Annotated in this window: 18 protein-coding genes; 10 read left to right on the forward strand and 8 right to left on the reverse strand. The window is 66.7% G+C overall.

The genetic code is table 11. The annotated features are described in order from the left end of the window. Positions 1-17: 17 nt before the first annotated feature. The 3 genes from secB to ACMGEZ_RS20490 form a co-directional block, all read right to left on the reverse strand. The gene (secB, locus tag ACMGEZ_RS20480; RefSeq protein ID WP_436824115.1) at positions 18-482 is read right to left on the reverse strand and encodes a protein-export chaperone SecB; all 465 of its coding nucleotides are present in this window, start codon (positions 480-482) and stop codon (positions 18-20) included. Positions 483-591: 109 nt separating this feature from the next. After that, positions 592-852 carry a glutaredoxin 3 gene (gene grxC / locus ACMGEZ_RS20485; protein WP_436824116.1) on the reverse strand — a complete coding sequence of 87 codons (261 nt, stop codon included), beginning with the start codon at positions 850-852 and terminating at the stop codon, positions 592-594. Positions 853-875: 23 nt separating this feature from the next. Next, positions 876-1,283, reverse strand: coding sequence for a rhodanese-like domain-containing protein (locus ACMGEZ_RS20490; RefSeq protein ID WP_436824117.1), 408 nt, complete (start codon positions 1,281-1,283; stop codon positions 876-878). A 73-nt stretch (positions 1,284-1,356) separates the two neighbouring features. On the opposite strand from ACMGEZ_RS20490, the gene gpmA reads away from it, so the two are divergent. The 3 genes from gpmA (at position 1,357) to ACMGEZ_RS20505 (ending at position 4,457) form a co-directional block, all read left to right on the forward strand. Further along, positions 1,357-2,100: a 2,3-diphosphoglycerate-dependent phosphoglycerate mutase gene (gpmA, locus tag ACMGEZ_RS20495; RefSeq protein WP_436824118.1), complete on the forward strand. Its 744-nt coding sequence runs from the start codon at positions 1,357-1,359 to the stop codon at positions 2,098-2,100. 100 nt (positions 2,101-2,200) lie between these two features. Continuing rightward, positions 2,201-3,643 carry a S41 family peptidase gene (locus ACMGEZ_RS20500; protein WP_436824119.1) on the forward strand — a complete coding sequence of 481 codons (1,443 nt, stop codon included), beginning with the start codon at positions 2,201-2,203 and terminating at the stop codon, positions 3,641-3,643. 52 nt (positions 3,644-3,695) lie between these two features. Continuing rightward, on the forward strand, positions 3,696-4,457 hold the full coding sequence (locus tag ACMGEZ_RS20505; protein WP_436824120.1) for a HesA/MoeB/ThiF family protein: 762 nt from the start codon (positions 3,696-3,698) through the stop codon (positions 4,455-4,457). A gap of 30 nt (positions 4,458-4,487) precedes the next feature. Here the strand turns inward: ACMGEZ_RS20505 and ACMGEZ_RS20510 are convergent, their stop codons facing one another. Together ACMGEZ_RS20510 and ACMGEZ_RS20515 are read right to left on the reverse strand one after the other, a co-directional pair. Then, complete coding sequence (locus ACMGEZ_RS20510) at positions 4,488-6,464, reverse strand: AsmA family protein (protein WP_436824238.1); 1,977 nt, start codon at positions 6,462-6,464, stop codon at positions 4,488-4,490. A gap of 38 nt (positions 6,465-6,502) precedes the next feature. Further along, positions 6,503-6,709, reverse strand: a complete 207-nt coding sequence (locus ACMGEZ_RS20515; RefSeq protein WP_436824121.1) for a hypothetical protein — start codon at positions 6,707-6,709, stop codon at positions 6,503-6,505. 293 nt (positions 6,710-7,002) lie between these two features. Between ACMGEZ_RS20515 and ACMGEZ_RS20520 the strand changes: the two genes are divergently transcribed. Continuing rightward, positions 7,003-7,407 carry a response regulator gene (locus ACMGEZ_RS20520; protein ID WP_436824122.1) on the forward strand — a complete coding sequence of 135 codons (405 nt, stop codon included), beginning with the start codon at positions 7,003-7,005 and terminating at the stop codon, positions 7,405-7,407. Positions 7,408-7,481: 74 nt separating this feature from the next. On the opposite strand, the gene ACMGEZ_RS20525 is transcribed toward ACMGEZ_RS20520, so the two are convergent. After that, the gene (locus ACMGEZ_RS20525; RefSeq protein ID WP_068680104.1) at positions 7,482-8,114 is read right to left on the reverse strand and encodes a response regulator; all 633 of its coding nucleotides are present in this window, start codon (positions 8,112-8,114) and stop codon (positions 7,482-7,484) included. 107 nt (positions 8,115-8,221) lie between these two features. Here ACMGEZ_RS20525 and ACMGEZ_RS20530 point away from each other — a divergent pair, with 107 nt between their 5' ends. The 6 genes from ACMGEZ_RS20530 (at position 8,222) to ACMGEZ_RS20555 (ending at position 11,765) form a co-directional block, all read left to right on the forward strand. Continuing rightward, positions 8,222-9,592: a CHASE3 domain-containing protein gene (locus ACMGEZ_RS20530; protein ID WP_436824123.1), complete on the forward strand. Its 1,371-nt coding sequence runs from the start codon at positions 8,222-8,224 to the stop codon at positions 9,590-9,592. 171 nt (positions 9,593-9,763) lie between these two features. Next, positions 9,764-9,925 carry a DUF1328 domain-containing protein gene (locus tag ACMGEZ_RS20535; protein WP_083944504.1) on the forward strand — a complete coding sequence of 54 codons (162 nt, stop codon included), beginning with the start codon at positions 9,764-9,766 and terminating at the stop codon, positions 9,923-9,925. Between the two features lie 56 nt (positions 9,926-9,981). After that, positions 9,982-10,356 carry a hypothetical protein gene (locus ACMGEZ_RS20540; RefSeq protein WP_436824124.1) on the forward strand — a complete coding sequence of 125 codons (375 nt, stop codon included), beginning with the start codon at positions 9,982-9,984 and terminating at the stop codon, positions 10,354-10,356. 38 nt (positions 10,357-10,394) lie between these two features. Next, on the forward strand, positions 10,395-10,775 hold the full coding sequence (locus ACMGEZ_RS20545) for a hypothetical protein (RefSeq protein WP_436824125.1): 381 nt from the start codon (positions 10,395-10,397) through the stop codon (positions 10,773-10,775). Then, a complete protein-coding gene (locus ACMGEZ_RS20550) occupies positions 10,765-11,223 on the forward strand; it encodes a hypothetical protein (protein ID WP_436824126.1) in 459 nt (152 codons plus the stop codon). Before ACMGEZ_RS20545 ends, ACMGEZ_RS20550 begins: the two co-directional genes overlap by 11 nt. After that, entirely contained in the window at positions 11,220-11,765 is a 546-nt protein-coding gene (locus tag ACMGEZ_RS20555) for a ferritin-like domain-containing protein (protein ID WP_436824127.1), read from the forward strand. The genes ACMGEZ_RS20550 and ACMGEZ_RS20555 overlap by 4 nt, the downstream gene beginning before the upstream one ends. Before the next feature lie 78 nt (positions 11,766-11,843). On the opposite strand, the gene ACMGEZ_RS20560 is transcribed toward ACMGEZ_RS20555, so the two are convergent. Both ACMGEZ_RS20560 and ACMGEZ_RS20565 read right to left on the reverse strand, forming a co-directional pair. Continuing rightward, positions 11,844-12,353 (reverse strand): BON domain-containing protein, encoded by a 510-nt coding sequence (locus ACMGEZ_RS20560; RefSeq protein ID WP_436824128.1) that lies wholly within the window; start codon positions 12,351-12,353, stop codon positions 11,844-11,846. A gap of 101 nt (positions 12,354-12,454) precedes the next feature. Beyond that, complete coding sequence (locus tag ACMGEZ_RS20565; protein ID WP_436824239.1) at positions 12,455-13,276, reverse strand: DUF429 domain-containing protein; 822 nt, start codon at positions 13,274-13,276, stop codon at positions 12,455-12,457. Between the last annotated feature and the right edge of the window lie 13 nt (positions 13,277-13,289).

Genomic DNA, 13,289 nt, shown 5'->3' on the forward strand with positions numbered 1-13,289 from the left:
CAATGCGACGTGGCGTTTTACTGGGTAACGATCGGCGAGGCCTGGCCGGCTGCCTGGGCCTGCTGCTGCTCGAACATGGCCTGGAAGTTGATCTCGGCCAGGTGCACCGGCGGGAAGCCGCCGCGCTGGATCACGTCGGCCACGTTGCCGCGCAGGTAGGGGTAGACGATCTGCGGGCAGGCGATGCCGAGGATCGGGCCCATCTGCTCCTCGGGCAGGTTGCGGATCTCGAAGATGCCGGCCTGCTTGGCCTCGACCAGGAACACGGTGCGGTCGTTGATCTTGGTCTGCACGGTGGCCGAGACGGTGATCTCGAAGATGCCGTCCGTCACGGGCTGGGCATCGACGCCGAGCTGGATGTCGACGGTGGGCTGCTCCTGCTCCAGCAGGATGGCCGGCGAGTTCGGCTGCTCGAGCGACAGGTCTTTCAGGTAGACGCGCTGGATCTGGAAGACGGGGTCTAGGGCTTGCTGGTCGGCCATGGCAGAACTTTCGAAGGTCAAAACAACGCCCGCCGGGGAAGAGGTGTCCCGATGGCGGGCTGGCGTGTTTGGATGAGGTGGGAAAAGGGGCGATTATCGCCCCGCGGCGTCAGGCGCCCTGCAGCAGCGGCATCAGCCCGCCGCGGCTGTCGAGGGCGATCAGGTCATCGCAGCCGCCGACATGCGTGTCGCCGATGAAAATCTGGGGCACGGTGCGCCGCTGGGTGATGTTCATCATCGTGATCCGGGCTTGCGGATCGCCGTCGATGCGAATTTCCTCGATCTGCTCGACGCCCTTGGCTTTGAGAATCTGCTTCGCGCGAATGCAGTAGGGGCAGACGGCGGTGGTGTACATCTTGACGGCTTGCATCGTGCTTATGTCGGATTGGAAGTTCAGGCCTTTTCAACAGGCAGGTTAGCCTCTTTCCAGGATTTAAGCCCGCCGGCTACGGCTTGGGCTTGCTCGTAGCCGAGTTTCTTCGCGATGGCCACCGCACGCTGGGCCCGTGCCCCGGTGGCGCACACCAGCAGCAGCGGCACCGTCTTGTTCTTGACTGCTGCAGTGAGCTTTTCCTCGAGCTGGTTGAGCGGCACGTTCTTGGCGCCGGTCATGTGGCCGGAGGCGAATTCCTCCGGCTCGCGCACATCGACCACCACGGCGCGCTCGCGGTTGATCAGCTGCACCGCGCCCTGCGCCGTCAATGATCCGGAGGTGGCCCCACGCAGCAGCGGCCAGGCCAGCATGCCGCCGGAGCTGAGCGCAATCAGGATCAGCATCCAGTTGTCGACGATGAATTTCACGGTGTTCTCTTGAGTGGCAAACCGCGGATTTTAGAATGTCGGGTTTTGGCAAGCGTTCCCAAAGGCCTCCCACATGCACAAACTGGTACTGATCCGCCACGGCGAATCGACCTGGAATCTCGAAAACCGCTTCACCGGCTGGACCGATGTCGACCTCACCCCGCTCGGCATCGAGCAGGCCAAGCAGGCTGGCCGGCTGCTGAAGGCCGAGGGATACGACTTCGACGTGGCCTACACCAGCGTGCTCAAGCGCGCCACCCGCACGCTGTGGCACACGCTCGACGAGCTGGACCGCACCTGGCTGCCCGTGGTGCACTCGTGGCGCCTCAACGAGCGCCACTACGGGGCGCTTCAGGGCCTCAACAAGGCCGAGACGGCCAAGAAGTACGGCGACGACCAGGTGCTGATCTGGCGCCGCAGCTACAGCGTGCCGCCACCGGCGCTCGACCCCAGCGACCCGCGCTGCGAGCGCGGCGACCCGCGCTACGCCAAGCTGGCACCCGAACAGGTGCCGCTGACCGAATGCCTCAAGGACACGGTGGCGCGCGTGCTGCCCTTCTGGAACGAATCGATGGCTCCGGCGATCCGCGCCGGCCGGCGGCTGGTGGTGGCAGCGCACGGCAATTCGATCCGCGCGCTGGTCAAATACCTGGATGGCATCTCCGACGACGACATAGTCGGGCTCAACATTCCGAATGGAATTCCGCTGGTCTACGAGCTCGACGACGAGCTCAAGCCGCTGCGGCACTACTACCTCGGCGATGCGGCTGCCGCCGAGAAGGCGGCCGCCGCGATCGCCGCACAAGGCAAAGCCTGAACCTGAAATCTGCCGCGGCGCCCTCGGGTACGAGGAACCCCGGCAGACAACTTGCTTCCAAGCTGTGTATATTGGTTTGACAGGCGACAAGGACATTTAAATGGGGCAGAAACTCAAGATCACCGGCTGGGTCGCAGCCGGCGCCGTTGCTGGCGCGCTGACCACCGTCTCGTTGCAAACTGTTGCACGAGGTTCATTGGCCCCTCTCCCACTCGAAGAACTGCAGCAGCTCGCGGCCGTGTTCGGCATGGTGAAGAGCGATTACGTCGAGCCCGTAGACGAAAAGAAGCTGATCTCGGACGCGATCTCCGGCATGGTCGCCGGGCTCGATCCGCATTCGCAGTACTTCGACAAGAAGTCCTTCAAGGAATTTCGAGAGGGCACCACTGGCCGCTTCGTCGGCGTGGGCATCGAGATCTCGCAGGAAGACGGCCTGATCAAGGTGGTGTCGCCCATCGAGGGCTCGCCTGCATTCCGCGCAGGCCTCAAGCCCAACGACATGATCACCCGCATCGACGACACGGCGGTGCGCGGGCTCTCGCTCAACGAGGCAGTCAAGCGCATGCGCGGCGAGGCCAACACCAAGGTGCTGCTGACGATCTTCCGCAAGGATGAGAACCGCACCTTCCCGGTGACCATCACGCGCGAAGAGATCCGTACGCAGTCGGTGCGAGGCAAGGTGATGGAGCCGGGTTACGGCTGGATCCGCCTGTCGCAGTTCCAGGAGCGCACGGTCGACGACTTCGTCAAGAAGGTCGACGAAATCTACAAGCAGGAGCCCAACCTCAAGGGCCTGGTGCTGGACCTGCGCAACGACCCGGGCGGCCTGCTCGATGCGGCAGTGGCGATCTCGGCCGCATTCCTGCCCGAGAACGTCACGGTGGTGTCCACCGACGGCCAGCTGCCCGAGAGCAAGTCGGTCTACAAGGCCGCGCCCGAGTACTACCAGCGCCGCGCCGGCAGCGACCCGCTGCGCAATCTGCCGCCGTCACTCAAGACGGTGCCCCTGGTGGTGCTGGTGAACGAAGGTTCGGCTTCCGCCAGCGAGATCGTGGCCGGTGCGCTGCAGGACCACAAGCGCGCGATCGTCATGGGCAGCCAGACCTTCGGCAAGGGCTCGGTCCAGACGGTCCGCCCGCTCGGCCCGGACACCGGCCTCAAGATCACGACGGCACGCTACTACACGCCCAGCGGCACCTCGATCCAGGCCAAGGGCATCGTGCCCAACGTCCTGATCGACGAGAGCGCCGAGGGCAGCCCCTTCGCGGCGCTTCGCATGCGCGAGGCCGACCTCGAGAAGCATCTGGCGAGCGGCCAGGGCCCCGAGGCGAAGGATCCCGAGCGGGAGAAGGCCCGCGACGAGGCACGCAAGCGCCTCGAGGAGGAAGCCAAGAAGCCGCCGCAGGACCGCAAGGTGCCCGAGTTCGGCAACGAGAAGGACTTCCCGCTGATGCAGGCGCTGAACCGGCTCAAGGGACAGCCCGTGCTCGTGAGCAAGACGCAGGTGATCGTCGAGAACAAGGAAGAGAAGAAGGAAAACTGATCCGGCACGCCAGCTCCCGTCGGGGGAGCGCCGGCATCGGCCCGCGCGGCGCATGGAAGACCAGGACCTGCTGCGCTACTCGCGCCACATCCTCCTCGAGGAATTCGGCATCGACGGCCAGGGGCGCGTCAGCGCCGGCCATGCGCTGGTGATCGGTGCCGGCGGCCTGGGCTCGCCGGTGGCGCTGTACCTCGCGGCGGCCGGCGTCGGCCACATCACGCTGGTTGACGACGACGAGGTCGACCTCACCAATCTCCAGCGCCAGATCGCCCACAGCACCGCCCGTGTCGGCCAGGCCAAGGTCGAATCGGCGGCCACGGCGATGCGGGACATCAACCCGGAGATCCGCATCGAAACCCATGTGCAGCGGGCCGACGAGGCCCTGCTGCACCGGCTGGTGGCCACGGCCGACGTGGTGATCGACTGCAGCGACAACTTCGCCACCCGGCAGGCCGTGAACCGCGCCTGCGTGACCCACGCGACGCCGCTGGTGGCCGGCGCGGCCATCCGTTTCGACGGCCAGTTGAGCGTGTACGACACGCGCGATGCCGCCTCGCCGTGCTACGCCTGCCTGTTCCCCCCGGACGCGCATTTCGAGGAAACGCGCTGCGCGGTGCTCGGCGTGTTCGCGCCGGTGGTCGGCACGATCGGGATGCTGGAGGCCAACGAGGCGCTGAAGCTGCTCGCCGGCATCGGCCCCTCGCTCGCGGGCAGCCTGCTGATGTTCGACGGGCGCCGAACGGCCTTCGACACGTTGCGGGTGGCGCGCGATCCGGGCTGCAGCGTCTGCGGCCACCGCCCGGCGGCGAGCTGATCGCCACCGGCGCGGCTTCCGCTACGACGGCTACTGCTTCCTGGCCTTGGCTGCGCCGGCCGCCGCCTCGCCCGCGCTGGGCCGCTTGGCCTGGGCCAGTACCGCCTGGCAGTCTGCGTCCGCACCCGGCCCGGTCTCGACGGTAGCGGCAAGCGCGAGCAAGGGGTTGAGGGCCCCCAGCACCAAGGCCGCGGCGCCGCGCGTCGCCAGCGATCCGGCTTCCAAGCGAGCGGTAGGCGCCGCGAAAGTGCCGCCGATGACCAGCGGCGTGCGCAACGACAGGATGCTCCTGTCCTTGGGCTGGGGGCGCACCACGAAGTCCAGGGTTTCCTTCGACAGGCTGGCCTGACCGCTCGCGCTGAACAGGGTGTCCTCCGTATCCAGCACGACGCTGCGGCTCACCATGGTGCCCTTCTCGACGTCGAAAGCCATCGCGGCGCAGCGCAGCACCACGTTCTTGTCGCCGCGCAGAAGAAACTTGATGATCTCGCCGCCATCCAGCCCCATGAACTCCAGCAGCAGGTTGCTGAACTCCCCGCGGCCGGTGAGGGCGGCGACGTCGCCGGAAGCATGGCCGAGCCAGCTCGCCACCGAGTTGCCCCGTCCGGAGAGATTGATCCGTCCGTCGAGCTTGCCGAAGCTGGTGCGCATGGTTTCGATCTTGGGGATGAGCCGGCTGAGCTGCATCCCGCGCACGTCCAGCCTCGCGCGGATGTCGGCCGGGTTCTGCGCGCCGTCGATGCGCACGGCGCCAGCGAGCGACCCGCCGGCGACGCCCAGGTTGAGCGGATCGAGCGTCAGCACGCCGTCCCGCAGCTTCACTTGCACGCTGCCCTTGTCCAGCGGCAGCTCACGGACGTTCCTGATCCGGTCGGCCGTGTACTTCACGTCGGCATTCATGGCACGCAGCCGCTCGAAGTCCAGGGTGGCGGCGGGCAGCACTTTGCGGCCGGGGTCGCGCTGCGCACGCTTGACCTCGGAGATGCTCGGCGGCGGTGCCAGGCCCTCGATGGCCTTGGCGGAGCGGTCGGTGGGGGGTAGGCCGATCAGCGGCCCGAGGTCGTCCATGTCCATCACGCGCGAACGCAGGGTACCGGACAGGAAGGGGACCTTCTGCGACTGGTCGAACTTCATGTCGCCACCTATGTCGGAGAGGCCCAGCTTGCCCTGGAGACCCGCCGCTTCCCACAACTTGGCGCGCTTGCGCAAGTTGCCGCTCAACGCATACGGCGAGGTCTGGGGCAATGCGATTCCGAGCAGCCCATAGAGATCGCCCAGGTTCCGGCCCCTGAGGTCGAAATGGGCGTCAACGCCGTCCAGCCTCGCCAGCTCGGCCACGGTGCCCTTGGCCTTCAGCCTCGTGTGGCCAGCGGCCGCATCGATCTCGAGCGGAAACGGGGGCTGGCCGGCCGCGTTGAGCTGCAGCACGTTGCCGGTCCGACCCTGGGCGGACAGCGGCTGGCGTTGGTAACGGCCCTTGATGCGAAAGTCGAGCGGCAGTTCCCCGCGGCTGCTGTCATAGCTGAAGTCGGCGCGCAGATCGACGCCAAGGTGGGCTGCCAGAAAGTCGAGCGTGCCCTGGTCAACCTCCAGAAGACCGATGACCGGGACGGTGCCTTCGTCCGCGGTGTCCTTGCCCAGTGCCCAGGTGCGCCGGCCGTCCTCCTCCATCTGCAGGCCCAGCGTGGGCGAGGCCAGAAAGATGCGCGGAATGACGATCCGCTTCGACAACAGCGGCCACAAGCGGATGTCGAAGGTTGCGCGCTCGGCCCGGACCAGGTAGGGCTCGCGCGCCCATGAAGGGTTGGCAAACTCGATGCCGTCGAGCTTCACCGTGGCACCGCGCCATCCCAGATCGACATCCAGGCGGCGGGTGATCTCGAACTTGCGGCCCGTCTGTTCGCTGACATAGCGATTGATCGGCTCGCGCAGCGTGTCCCACGGAAACAGGGCCAGCAACAGCAGCAGCGCCGCGAACAGCCCCAGCACCACCGCGCCGATCCTCATCCAGATCGACAAGCGCGGCTTGCGGGCGGGCGACGCGATCACGGCACGGTGGTCTTTCGATCCGGCGTCGAGGTGATGGAGGCAGGCGAAGCGAGAAAGCACAGGGCAGTGGCGCCCACGGTCGCGGCGGCGGCGGCGGATTCCACCAGCTTCAACTCGGCGCTTGCGGGTTCCCCAAGAGCCACGACGGCGGCAGCGGCCAGGGTCAACAGGCTGATGGCCCCGTAGTTCCACATCATCTTCATCTTGGCACCTCGGTGAGGGAGCTCGAGGCTGCGGCGGGCGTGCTGCAACTCGATGCCTCGAAGCGTAGGCGGCGCCTGCCTGTGCGCGGGTCGGCGCCCGACCGCAGCGGCTGTGAGGCGACGCCTACGGGCAGTCAGACCACAATACTCGTAAGAACGCGCCTACAGCCGCACGGCGCGACAGGCGGCATGATCCCGTCCTAGTCATTCGTAGCAACATTTACAAACTAGCTTTCATCGCGGTCATCCGCTAAGGTCGCGAAGTTTCATTCCAGGCTGACGCGCGGTTCTCCATGGACCTCAGATTGAAAACCTACATCGTCGAAGACAACGTCACGATCCGCGAGAACCTCGTCGGCACTCTGGAAGAACTCACGTGCATTTCGGCCGTCGGCTTCGCCGAGACCGAAGCGGAGGCTGTCCGCTGGCTGGCGGAGAACCGCGAACAGTGGGAACTGGCCATCGTCGACCTGTTCCTCAAGCAGGGCAGCGGCCTGGGCGTGCTGCAGGCCGTGAGCACGCGGCGGCCCGATCAGAAGATCGTGGTGCTCAGCAACTACGCCACGCCCGATATCCGCAAACGTTGCGCCCAGTTCGGCGTGGACGCGGTCTTCGACAAGTCGAACGAGATCGATGCGCTCATCGACTTCTGCATCGAGCAAGCCTCCGCACTGCGGCAGACCTCGGGTTCGAGCTGAAGCCACACAACCCGATCGCGCTCATGGCCCAGCCCATGCGGCGCCCCCGCCCCTGCGAGGGCGCCTTCCTCGCCTCAATCGATCAGCTTGTTCTTCAGCGCGTAATACGTGAGGTCGCTGTTGGAGGACAGGTTCATCTTCTCCATGAGCCGCGTGCGGTAGGTGCTGACCGTCTTGACCGAGAGCGACAGGGTCTTGGCGATGTCCCCCGCCGTTTCGCCCTTGGCCAGCTTGAGAAACACCTGGAACTCGCGTTCCGAGAGCTGCTCGTGGGGAGCCGCGTCGTCCTTGCGGTCGAGCTGGCGGGCCAACAGCTCGGCCACGGCCGGCGTGATGTAGCGGCGGCCCAGCGAGATGGTGCGAATGGCGTTCACGATTTCCATCGGATCGCATTCCTTGTTGAGGTAGCCGCTCGCACCCTGCCGGATCAGGTTCATTGCATAGTGCTCCTCGGGGTATCCGCTGAGGATGAGGATGCCTACATCCGGAGCCTTGGCGCGGATCATCGCCAGTGCGTCGATGCCGCTTTGCCCGGGCATCGACAGGTCCATTACCAGCACGTCCAGCTCCGTGGTGCGCACGAGCTCGATCGCCTCGCGCCCGCTGGCCGCCTCGCCGACCACGCGCAGATCGACGTGCTCCGAGAAGAACTGGCGCAGGCCGGAGCGCACGATGGCATGGTCATCCACAATTCCGATCTTGATCATCTGATACCTTCTTTGTCGTGTCGCGGCCTTTTGCGTCGCAGCAAACTGCCCCCTGATTCACGTCGATTATTCCTGAATTTGAACTGCTCGCGTCCCGCGGAGACCCCATGCGCTGGTTAGCTTTCCCCAAGATGGCCGCCGGCCTCACGCTCGCGATGCTCGCGGCGCTTGCGCTCGTGGGCATCAACGAGGCTGGCTACCGGCAATCCACAAGGGCGCTGACGGAGGTCAGCGAGGCCCAGCGGATACGGCTCGCACTCAATCTTCTGCTCCAAAGCATCGTAGACGCCGAAACGGGTCAGCGAGGCTACTTGTTGACGGGGGAAGCGCGCTATCGCGAACCTTACGACAGCGCGGTCAAGAAGGTCGATGGCCAGCTGGCCGCGCTCCAGTCACTTTACGCCACCCGCCCTGCGGAGTCTGCGCGGCTGGCCGAGCTCGCCAAGCATGTCTCGCGCAAGCTCGCGGAGATCGACATGAGCGTACGGCTGCGGCGGGAGGGCAACGACGATGCCTGGAAATTCGTGATCACCACGGATGTCGGCCGCGAGGAAATGGAAGCCATCCGTCAGCAGGCGGGCGAGCTGATCGCGCTCAGCAACGAAGCCCTGATGCGAGGACAGGCGCAGATCGCAAGCTCGCTGCGCTTCGCTCGCATCGGCATCGGGCTGGTGGCGCTGGCGGGGCTCGCGGCCTTCTATCTGTACCTGCGCCAGACGCATGCGCTGCGCTCGGCCGGCGAGCGCCAGCAGGAAGCATTGCAGCGCGAGCGCAATGCGCTGGAGGACGAGGTGCGGGAGCGGACCGCGACGCTGGCCGAGCTCGCCACTCATCTGCAGGAGGTGCGGGAGACCGAGCGCGGCTTTCTCGCTCGCGAGCTGCACGACGAGCTGGGCTCTCTGCTGACCGCTGCCAAGCTCGACGTCGCACGGCTGAAATCCCGTCTGGTCGATTCGCCGGAAGCGATACAGCGGCTGCAGCACATGAACGAACTGCTCAACAGCGGCATCGCGCTCAAGCGCCGCATCATCGAGGACCTGAGGCCCTCCTCGCTCGCCAACCTCGGCCTCATCGCCTCGCTCGAGATCCTGGGGCGCGAGTTCGCCGAGCGCTCCGGCGTCGAGATCGAGATGGTGCTCGAGCCTGTGGTTCTCGACGAAGCCAACCAGCTCACCGTTTATCGGATGGTGCAGGAGGGCCTGACCAACATCGGCAAGTACGCGCAGGCAACCGAGGCCAGCATCGTGATGCAGAACTACGGCAACCACGTCGTGGTGGAGGTGAGCGACAACGGCAAGGGCTTCGACGTCCAGGCCGCGCGCGCGTCCTCTCACGGCCTGGCAGGCATGCAGCACCGCGTCGAGACGGCGAAGGGCAAGCTGACCATCTCGTCGGCACCGGGCCAAGGGACGCGCCTGAGCGCCAGTCTGCCCACTGCCGCCGCAGCCAGCCCTTTACCGGCCAGCCAGCTGGCTTGAGCGCAGCCCACGCACTCGCAGGCTGGCGCGATTCGGCCCTCTCCTACGCCCCCAGCCCTCGGCTGCTGACAGGGTCTTGAAGGGCCCTCATTTAACGTTCGTTCCACGCTCTTGCAACGGCGAAGAGCCGTGATCCACATAACGAGACAGCTCGAAAAAAAGGAGTCCAGCATGTTGTACTACGCAGTCGTGTTCCTGGTCATCGCGCTCATCGCTGCAGTCTTCGGCTTCGGCGGCATCGCGGCCAGCGCGGTGGGCATCGCCAAGATCCTCTTCGTCATCTTCATCGTGCTGGCGCTCGCCAGTTTCATCGCGGGCTTGATGCGACGATGACTGCATCGTTACGATGAGCAGGCTCTCGCAATTTTTCTCCCGGAAGGACTTTTCTCATGAGCACGATCAAGACCCCCTCGCAGCTGGCTGAAGAGGCACGTACGACGGCCAGCGACGCCATCGACTCCACCCGCGCCTACGCCCAGAACGCGGTGAACGCCGCAGGCGAGAAGGTTCGCGACCTGCGCCGCGAGGCCGAGCCCACAGTCGAGCAGCTCGCCGCCCGTGTGCAGCAAGCCGTGCAGCGCGGCCTGGATGCCGCCTCGACGACCAGCGCCCGCGCCCAGCGCCGCCTGGAACAGGCGGCCGACGTGACAGGCCGGTACATTGCCGATCAACCGGTGCGCTCGGTGCTCGTCGCCGCCGCAGCCGGCGCCATCATCACCGCCCTCATCGTGCTCGCCAGCCGCCGCAGCCGGGACGACTACTGACCTGAAGCCGCCCCGCCCCTGCTGCCGCCTGCCGCACCATGTTCCATCCCATTTTTTCCACGGTGCTCAGGCATCCCGAGCTGTTCGTCCAACATGCCTCGAACTACGCGGCGCTGCTCAGGCTCGAGGCGGCGGAGGCGAGCAAGGGGCTGATAGGCCGGCTCATCGCCGGCGTTCTTGCAGCGGTCAGCGGCATGCTGGCCTTGGGCCTGACGGGAACGGCCATCATGCTGGGCGTGGTCCAGGGCGGGTTTCATTGGGTGCTGGTCGCGGTTCCAGGCGTATCGGCGGCCATCGCGCTGATCGCCGGCTACATCGCCGCGCGCCCCATCGAGTTCCACGGATTCAACGAATTGCGCGCACAGGTGGATGCGGACATTCAGGCTCTCCATGCCGCGGGAGACGCCGGTGCCCGCTGAACACGAGGGCCTGACGCCGCAGGAGCGGCTCGCCATTTCCCGGCGTGCGCTGGTCGCGCAGTTGCAGGGGCGCGGGCAGCGCGCGTACGACAGGGAGCCGGTCGAGGAAGCGGCTGCGCAACGGACGCGGCGGGAAACGATCATCGACCGCGTCCCCTGGGCCGCGATGGCGCGCAACGTCGTGCAGCGCTGGTGGCACCGCCATCCCGCCAACGCGGCGGGGCAGCTCGCCCGGCCCCTGATCGAGCGATACGCGCGCGAACAGCCGGCCAAGCTCATCGCCGCCGCGGCCGGGACGGGAGCACTGATCGTGCTGATCAGACCCTGGCGCCTGCTGTCCATCACGGCAGTGCTCGCCGCGGTGCTCAAGACATCGGACCTGGCCGATCTCGTGACCACGCTGATGCACAAGAACCCGAACAGTCCCCCACGAAAGGATTCCCCATGACAAACGCAATAGCCGAGAAGCCCCAGCGCCTGGTGCTGGACCAAGCCAAGATCGACGCAGCGTCCCAAAGCCTCGACGAGGGCGCCGTGACACCGGGCTATGGCCCTTGGCGCGACGACATCGTGAAACTGCTCAACGACGCACTGGCGACCGAGCTGGTCTGCGTGCTGCGCTACAAGCGCCACTATTTCACCGCGAGCGGCCAAGCCTCGCCGCCGATCGCCGACGAATTCCTGGTGCACGCCAACGAAGAGTCTGCCCATGCCGACAAGATCGCGGAGCGCATCGTGCAGCTGGGAGGCGATCCGGACTTCAACCCGCAGACCCTGCGCGAGCGCAGCCACGCCCAATACGACGAAGCCAAGGACCTGCAGGCCATGGTGCGCGCCAACCTGGTGGCCGAGCGCATCGCCATCGAGACCTACCGGCAGATGATCTCGCTGGTCGGGGACAAGGACCCCACCACCCGGCGCATACTCGAGCAGATCCTGGCCGACGAAGAAGAGCATGCCGACGAGTTGAAGGACTGGCTCGGCCACTGAGCACCGCGTGCGGAGCGCGCGCCAGCAAAAAAGCCCGGCTTGCCGGGCTTTTTTGCTGGACTGCCCAAGGCGTCGGGCCTACATGGTCTTTACCTCCAGCTGGTTGTCGACGCCGCCGACGCCCTTCACCGCCTTGGCGATCTCCGTCGCGCGAATCTTGGCCGCGGCGCTGGGCGCCGGGCCCTTGAGCACCACGGTTCCGCCCTTGGTGTCGACGTCGATCCTGGCCGCGCTCAGGTCGGGGTCCTTGGCCAAGCCCGCCGACACGGCGGCTGTGATCGCGGCGTCGTCGAGTGTGGCGGCCACCGAGGCGCTTGCTGTCTTGGCCGCGTCGGTGGCGTCTTGGGACTCTCGCTTGATCGTGGACTCGGCCGAAGCACTGGACGACTCGGCCTTCTGCGTGGCTTCCCGGGTCAGGCGTTCGGCCTTGGCCTTCGCCTCGTCTCCTGCTTGTTCGGTCTTGGCGATGGCCGAATCCAGCTTCTCGCCGGCCGTCTGCTTGCCGCCCTTGTCGCAGGCGGCCAGCGCCAGGACACCGCCTGCCAGCATCAATGCGAGCCGGCTGCGCCTGGAAGTGGGTGGGTTCATGACAAGCTCCTTGGATGAGCGGCCGTCTCGGGCCATCGAGCCAGCCTACCGAGCGGATCTGAAAGTCGAGTCCCGGCACCATCCAGAGGTGCTGTAGGACTTCAGGCGGTGAGGATCCAGCCTTCGAGCGGGTCCATGGCCTCAGGCAGCCCGTAGCCCGGGCCGGCGCTCGTGCGGCGGGCAGCGCCCCAGGCGGCCTGCACAAGGCACAGCGCGGCGTCGAGGCAGTCGCCACGGGCGTCGGCCAGTAACTGGTCGCGCTCGGCACCGCCCAGCGCCAGCCGGAGGCCCAGGCGCGTGGCGCCGCCTTCGAGCGCGGCAAGCAGCTCGGCCCGCGCTTCGCTGTGCCGGGCAGTCTGTAAGGCGGCGGCGTCGCTCTTGTAGCTGCGCCGCCCGATCAGCTCCCGCGCCAGCAGTCCCGGGTAGCCCTCCAGTGCGATGCGCCCCGCGGTGCCGGCCGGGGCATGCAGGCCCGGCAAGGCCGCACCGGCCTCGAGCAGCCGCGGCACGCCGGCATGCAGCATGAAGGCTACGGGCGGGTTGACCCATTTCATGGAAGGGCTGGAGCCGGCCGGCGCGTCGGTGGCGCGGTGTGCGAACTTGCCGCCCACGGGCCGGGCTGCGCAGAAGGCGGCGAAGGTCTCCCGGATCAGGGCACGATCCAGGCCGGCATAGTGCGCGACCAGCGCCCGCCATTGCATCGGCCAACCGAGATGCGCGACCAACTCGCGCGGCAAACCGAAGGGAAAGTCGAAAGCGCCGACCCAGGCAGGCTGGTCGGCCAGCCACCCGCGCCAAGCTTCCAGTGAGGCGAAGCGCTCGAGCCGCCGCAACGCCACGCCATCCGGCGTGGCGCAGCCCAGGGCCAGCACGATGGGTTTGCGCGCGCTCGGCGCGCTGGAGAAATCGCAGCCCAGCAGCAGGGAGGGCACCGCG

It is taken from the genome of Variovorax stachyos (genome assembly GCF_051400855.1).
Classification (GTDB): Bacteria; Pseudomonadota; Gammaproteobacteria; order Burkholderiales; family Burkholderiaceae_C; genus Variovorax.

Excerpts from the sequence above, each read along its gene's own strand:
- ACMGEZ_RS20535 (WP_083944504.1), top strand. The coding sequence starts at position 9,764 with ATGTTGTACTACGCAGTCGTGTTCCTGGTCATCGCGCTCATCGCTGCA.
- ACMGEZ_RS20520 (WP_436824122.1), top strand. The coding sequence starts at position 7,003 with ATGGACCTCAGATTGAAAACCTACATCGTCGAAGACAACGTCACGATC.
- ACMGEZ_RS20540 (WP_436824124.1), top strand. The coding sequence starts at position 9,982 with ATGAGCACGATCAAGACCCCCTCGCAGCTGGCTGAAGAGGCACGTACG.
- ACMGEZ_RS20505 (WP_436824120.1), top strand. The coding sequence starts at position 3,696 with ATGGAAGACCAGGACCTGCTGCGCTACTCGCGCCACATCCTCCTCGAG.
- grxC (WP_436824116.1), bottom strand. The coding sequence starts at position 852 with ATGCAAGCCGTCAAGATGTACACCACCGCCGTCTGCCCCTACTGCATT.
- secB (WP_436824115.1), bottom strand. The coding sequence starts at position 482 with ATGGCCGACCAGCAAGCCCTAGACCCCGTCTTCCAGATCCAGCGCGTC.
- ACMGEZ_RS20500 (WP_436824119.1), top strand. The coding sequence starts at position 2,201 with ATGGGGCAGAAACTCAAGATCACCGGCTGGGTCGCAGCCGGCGCCGTT.
- ACMGEZ_RS20525 (WP_068680104.1), bottom strand. The coding sequence starts at position 8,114 with ATGATCAAGATCGGAATTGTGGATGACCATGCCATCGTGCGCTCCGGC.
- ACMGEZ_RS20530 (WP_436824123.1), top strand. The coding sequence starts at position 8,222 with ATGCGCTGGTTAGCTTTCCCCAAGATGGCCGCCGGCCTCACGCTCGCG.
- ACMGEZ_RS20555 (WP_436824127.1), top strand. The coding sequence starts at position 11,220 with ATGACAAACGCAATAGCCGAGAAGCCCCAGCGCCTGGTGCTGGACCAA.
- ACMGEZ_RS20560 (WP_436824128.1), bottom strand. The coding sequence starts at position 12,353 with ATGAACCCACCCACTTCCAGGCGCAGCCGGCTCGCATTGATGCTGGCA.
- ACMGEZ_RS20545 (WP_436824125.1), top strand. The coding sequence starts at position 10,395 with ATGTTCCATCCCATTTTTTCCACGGTGCTCAGGCATCCCGAGCTGTTC.
- gpmA (WP_436824118.1), top strand. The coding sequence starts at position 1,357 with ATGCACAAACTGGTACTGATCCGCCACGGCGAATCGACCTGGAATCTC.
- ACMGEZ_RS20515 (WP_436824121.1), bottom strand. The coding sequence starts at position 6,709 with ATGAAGATGATGTGGAACTACGGGGCCATCAGCCTGTTGACCCTGGCC.
- ACMGEZ_RS20510 (WP_436824238.1), bottom strand. The coding sequence starts at position 6,464 with ATGAGGATCGGCGCGGTGGTGCTGGGGCTGTTCGCGGCGCTGCTGCTG.